Source organism: Elusimicrobiota bacterium, assembly GCA_026388075.1.
Lineage (GTDB): Bacteria > Elusimicrobiota > Endomicrobiia > Endomicrobiales > JAPLKN01 > JAPLKN01.
In genome coordinates, this window is sequence record JAPLKN010000008.1 from 1 (window position 1) to 5,416 (window position 5,416).

The following is a 5,416-nucleotide window of genomic DNA, read 5'->3' on the forward strand; positions in this document are numbered from 1 at the left end:
TTTATCAGCTTTTTCCTCAGTTTTTCCTTTTTTCTCTCTGACTTTTTCTTTTTCTTCTTTTGTTTCTTCTTTTGCTTCTGCCTCTTTTTTTTCTTCGGGCTCAACCTTAACCTGTTCTATTTCCGTCTTCTCTGTCTTGCCATTTTCCTTTTTTTGTTCAGTTATGAAGTTTTTCGCGGCTTCAATTATCTTTTCAGCCGTTTTTTCGCCGATTCCTTGAAGAGTAGTGAGATCTTCTACTTTAGAATTGGCCAGTTTTTGAATATTGGTCAGCCCTGCCTTAGTTAGAATTTCCGCGGTCTTCGGCCCTATGCCTTCAAGTTTTACCAGGTCTTCGGTCTGAACGGCGCTTTTTTCCTGAGCTTCTTGTTTTTTCTGGGATTCTGATCTTAAATCTATATGCCATCCGGTAAGTTTTGCCGCCAGAGCAACATTATGCCCATTTCTTCCTATAGCCAAAGAAAGCATATCATCGGCAACCAACGCTTCAGCCTTCTTTTCTTGGTCAGAAATAATTGTTACAGACAAAACTTTTGCGGGCGAAAGCGCCGAAGCGATATATTTTTGAGGATCGTTTGAAAAAGCCACTAGGTCAATTCTTTCTCCTTGTAACTCATCAATTATCGGTTTTACCCTTGCACCCTTTACTCCTACACAGGCGCCGACAGGGTCAACTCTGGGATTATGGGATACAACAGAAACTTTTGAACGTAAACCGGGATGACGAAGAATTTTTACAATTTCAACTACCTTTTCATAGATTTCGGGGACTTCAACTTCAAAAAGCGCTTTTACTAAATCGGGATGAGTCCGCGATAATACTACTGACGGTCCTCTGGCAGTTTTTTCAGCTTTGACTATAATTGCTTTTATATGCTGGCCAAGATTGAATTTTTCTCTGAAAACCTGCTCTGAAATAGGCAGTATTGCTTCGGTTTTAACTATGTCAACAATAATATTTTTATTGGCAAACCGCCATACCACTCCGCTAACCATTTCTCCAACTTTAGCTTTCATCTCTTCCAAAAGAGTTTCGCGTTCCGATTCCCTGATTTTTTGGACAATAACCTGCTTTGCCGTCTGGGCCGCTATACGGGAAAAGTCCTGGGTATCAAGAGGGATTTTAATGTCCTCATCTAATTTTATTTCAGGATTAATTTTTTTTGCATCATCTAGTTTTATCTCAAGAAGAGGATTCTTAATATCTTTAACCGCTTTTTTTATGGCATAAGCAGTCATCTCGCCGGTCACAGGGTCAACCTTTGCTTCAACATTCACATTTTTTCCGACGTGCTTTTTGTATGCAGAAACAAGAGCATTCTCTATTACCTGAAGAATTTCTTCTTTTTTTATCCCCTTGTCTTTTTCAATCTGTTCTAACACGCTTAATAATTCGCTTTTTTCTGACATCTACTTCTCCTTTGGTTTACCCCGTTAGAAACAGCTAAATAACTGTTTATTATGAAAGATTTTAAAAACCGAATATATAATTTTCATTATTGCTTGTTTCTTCCTAAATTCTCACTGTTTCTAACGGGGTTCATTTTATTGTTGTATCAGGGCTCAAACAAGCTTTAGCAATTTTTGATATGTCTATAGTTACCGTTTTCCCGGTTATATCATCAACAATTAACCGGCCGTTTTGACATGATGTCAAAGTCCCGTGAAAATGCCTTTGACCGTTTATCGGCTCAAAAACTGATATTTTCACATTTTTTCCTAGAAATTTAACAAAATCTTTTTCCTTTTTTAATACACGTTCCAGTCCGGGCGAAGAAACCTCTAAAATATATGAATAAGTCAATATATCGCTTTTATCCAGTATTTCGGCTATCTTTGAGCTCATCTCTTCGCAGTCTTTTAAACCAAAACCGCCTTCTTTATCAAGGAATATTCTTAAAACCTTTTTTCCGTATTCAGTCACAAACTGAACATCCACAAGCTCCATATTCATTTCTTGTGCTATAGGGCCAATAAGATCTTCTAGTTGTTTTATTATGCTCATTTTTTAGAAAAAAAAACCATCCTCACTAGAAGATGGTAAAGAATTCATCTTTTGGAATCCTAACCAACTACGTTTTGATTGTATAATATTTTTACGAAATAATCAAGATTAGTCAATATCGGAAAGATTAGATAATGAAGGTTTGGAAAGATGACAATAAATAGAATTAATCAATTTTTAATGCTTTTTTGATTTCAGACAATACGTTTTCAATCGGAATAAACTGTGTTTCCGTATTTTTCTGCCAGCGGGCTTTTAACTCTACTTTATTATCTTTAAGATTTTTTTCGCTTACTGTTATCCTATAAGGAATTCCTATTAAATCCGCATCCTTGAACTTTATTCCTGCTCTTTCATCACGGTCATCAAATAATGTCTCTATTCCGGAAGAATTCAGTTTTTCATAAATTTCTTCACTTTTTTTGCGAGTTTGCTCGTCTGCTGAATTGATAGTAACAATAATAACCTTATACGGCGCTAAAGGTACCGGCCAGATAATTCCGTTTTCATCGTTAGATTGTTCTATGGTTGCAGCAACTATTCTGGATACGCCTATACCGTAACAGCCCATAACCATCAAATTTTCTTCACCTTTTTCATTAAGATAAGCGGCTTTCATTGATTTAGAATATTTCTGGCCCAATTTAAACGCATGGCCGATTTCAATTCCCTTTGAAAACTCAAGCACTTTTCCGCAATGATTACATTTATCCCCGTGCTTTATTTTTCTAAGGTCAGCCGCAATGTCAGCAGTAAAATCCCTGCCAATATTAATTCCGGCATAATGGCAGTCAGTTTTATTTGCCCCGGAAATACCATTTATTATATTTTCTACAGAAAAATCAGCAAGAATTTTTATTTTTTTCTTAAGATTTACCGGGCCTGCAAAACCGATTTCTGCGCCGCTGAAATTCTTTACTACTTCGTTTCCGGCAAGTTTTAAATCCGCGCAGTCAAGAATAGTCATAACCTTTGTTTCATTAACATCATAATCACCCCTAACCAAAACCATTACCGGTTTTCCGTCAGCTTCATAAATCAGGCTTTTTATAAATTTTTTAGGGTCCGCTTTTAGATATTCTGCTACTTCTTCAACACTGCGCTTATTGGGCGTATGAACTTCTTTAAGGGTTCCCTTTTTTTCCGAACCTGACGCTTCTTCTTTTTTGCATTCAGCTTTATTTATGTTGGCTCCGTAACCGCAGCCGCACCAGGCGATTTCTTCTTCGCCGGTTTCAGCCAATACCATAAACTCATGAGAAAAGGACCCCCCGATCAATCCGCTTGATGCTTCAACTGCCCTGTATTTAAATCCGCATCTGTCGCATATTTTTTTATAGGCATTATAAGCCTGCTGATAGTAATTTTCAAGATCTTTTTCATCGGTATGAAAAGAATAGGCATCTTTCATATAAAATTCCCGCGCTCTCATTATGCCGAATCGCGGACGAATTTCATCTCTGAACTTTGTCCCGAACTGATAAAGCATGAGAGGAAGCTGCCTGTAAGATCTCACATCTTTGCGCACCAGATCAGTTATAACTTCTTCATGGGTAGGGCCTAAACAAAAGTCGGATTCCTTTCTGTCTTTAAGCCTGAATAGCTCTTTTCCGTAAAGCGCCCATCTGCCCGTTTCTTCCCAAAGCTCTTTTGGCAGAAGAAGAGGAAGCCAAACCTCTTGTCCGTTTATGGCGTTCATTTCTTCCCGGATAATTTGCTCAACTTTTTTTAATACTTTCAAGCCCAAAGGAAGCCACTCATAAATACCTGAAGCAAGTTTACGTATCATCCCGGAACGAAACATCAGTTTAGCAGAAATAGTATCGGCATCCCCTGGCGCTTCTCTTAATGTCGGTAAAAAAAGTTTTGATAGTCTCATTTTTTCTCCTAGCGTATAGCGTAGAGCGGACAGCGGATAGTAAAAAAAATTAATAATTTAAGACTAAGAGTTAAAAGTGTAAAAAAATTATTTAATATTTAGGGGGCACTGAAAAACTCATTGCCCTCTTGATTACACCGATTAAGACAGATTACACAGATTAAACTTCGTCGGTGTATCCGTGTAATCGCTGTTTGCAATCTGTGTCATGCCCCAGGCAGATCAGCCTAGGGCTGATAATCAGGGCTTACCGAAAAATTATAAATGATAAAAAATGCAAGCTTTTTAACAATAACTACGCAAAAACCGTGCACTTATGACTGTATTCTTGCCAAACTATTTATTGATAATTCAATAAGTAGTTTCATTTTTCAGTAAGCCCTATTTAATTCTGTAATTTTTGATGTCTTATCTATACGCTAAACGCTATCCCTGCCTCCGCCTGAGGCGGACGGCGCTTTACGCTATATTTTATCTAGAAATATCAAGAATTTGGTAAACCATTTCTCCGACAGGGAGTTTTACCTTAACTTTATCCCCTTTTTCATGCCCCAACAAACCTTGAGCCAGCGGGGACTGAATAGATATCTTATTTTCAGAAAGATTTGCCTCTTCAGCATCCACTATCGTATACTCATATTCGTCTCCGTCCTGATCTTTAAGATTAACTTTTACGCCTATATAAACCTTGCTTGAATCAAGATTCTGCTCTTCTATTATTTTTACGTTTGAAAGTTTACTTTCTATTTCCGCAATTCTTTTTGCTATGTTGGTTAATGTTTCTTTCGCTGCATGATATTCAGCGTTTTCCTTTAAATCGCCGTGTTCCCGAGCTCGGGACATCTCTTCTGTAGTAACAACTTTTCGTTTTTTAAGATTTTCAAGTTCGCCAATAAGCTTATTTCTTCCGTCTTTTGTTAAATAGATTTCGCTGCCCATTTGAACTCCTAATAATTCGTGGACACAATACTTAATTACAATTTAGTGATATTTTATTTAATTTTGATAATAATACAATCAAATGCCCGGTATTTTTTCCTCCGGCAATTCCGAAATCCGCTTCTTTAGCTTCGCCGGGGCCGTTTACAACGCATCCCATAACCGCAATTTTTATCGGTCTTTTTGCTGATTTAGAAGTTAAGTAATTAAATTGCGCAAGCCTATTTTCTATATCGTTTACTATTTTTATCAGGTCAACCTCGCATCTGGAACATGTCGGGCAAGAAACCATTTCAATCCCGGCAGAACGAAGATTCAAGCCCTGCAAAATATGATATGCAGTCTTAACTTCTTCAACAGGATCTGCCGTGAGCGAAACTCTTACAGTATCGCCCAAACCCATATAAAGCAAAATCCCCAGCCCGACAGATGATTTTATTGCGCCGCTTGATATTGAACCGGCCTCAGTAATACCCAGATGAAGCGGATAATTGCTTTTTGAAGCAAATAGACGATAGGCTTCTACCGTTGTCACAACATCTGAAGCTTTTAAAGAAACTATAGTATCATAAAAATTCAAAGATTCAAGGATT

5 protein-coding genes are annotated in these 5,416 nt (G+C 37.6%); all 5 read right to left on the reverse strand.

The annotated features are described in order from the left end of the window. A partial coding sequence (gene nusA, locus NT145_00300) for a transcription termination factor NusA (protein ID MCX5781138.1) occupies positions 1–1,410 on the reverse strand: 1,410 nt, incomplete at its 3' end. 130 nt (positions 1,411–1,540) lie between these two features. Continuing rightward, positions 1,541–2,005, reverse strand: coding sequence for a ribosome maturation factor RimP (locus NT145_00305; GenBank protein MCX5781139.1), 465 nt, complete (start codon positions 2,003–2,005; stop codon positions 1,541–1,543). A 166-nt stretch (positions 2,006–2,171) separates the two neighbouring features. Beyond that, entirely contained in the window at positions 2,172–3,884 is a 1,713-nt protein-coding gene (locus NT145_00310; protein MCX5781140.1) for a proline--tRNA ligase, read from the reverse strand. Between the two features lie 471 nt (positions 3,885–4,355). Then, on the reverse strand, positions 4,356–4,823 hold the full coding sequence (gene greA / locus NT145_00315) for a transcription elongation factor GreA (GenBank protein MCX5781141.1): 468 nt from the start codon (positions 4,821–4,823) through the stop codon (positions 4,356–4,358). Positions 4,824–4,854: 31 nt separating this feature from the next. Then, positions 4,855–5,416, reverse strand: a 562-nt coding sequence (locus NT145_00320; GenBank protein ID MCX5781142.1) for a flavodoxin-dependent (E)-4-hydroxy-3-methylbut-2-enyl-diphosphate synthase, incomplete at its 5' end; no start/stop codon positions are given.